Origin of the sequence: Bacillus cereus group sp. N6 (assembly GCF_016483705.1) — a bacterium.
Taxonomy (GTDB): Bacteria; Bacillota; Bacilli; order Bacillales; family Bacillaceae_G; genus Bacillus_A; species Bacillus_A wiedmannii.
The window spans coordinates 1-263 of sequence record NZ_JAEHBI010000283.1 but is presented as its reverse complement, the minus strand read 5'-3'; the positions used below and the strand labels follow the sequence as shown (position 1 = coordinate 263).

The following is a 263-nucleotide window of genomic DNA, read 5'->3' as shown; positions in this document are numbered from 1 at the left end:
TCTCCAATCGCTTTATACATGTTATCAATGAACTCTTGTAGCTTTGATTGATGTTCTTTACTCTTTGCAGCAAGCATGTCCATATCAACTGTGGCGCGAATTTGATTCTTACGTTTTTGAGAACTTAATATCCTACCGAATAAATCACCATAATCCGTAAACAAACCATCGATAAGAGGTGCTAATTTGTCATTCCGATATCTTACATGCATGACTTCGCTTTGTTTAAAACTTCTCTTAAACTGATACTCTTTTACGGTAAC

The 263-nt window shown here is 35.4% G+C and carries 1 pseudogene; it reads right to left on the bottom strand.

Annotation, left to right across the window (positions count from 1 at the left end):
* Positions 1-263 (bottom strand): annotated as a pseudogene (locus tag JDS99_RS31320) (phage portal protein); the annotation flags it as partial.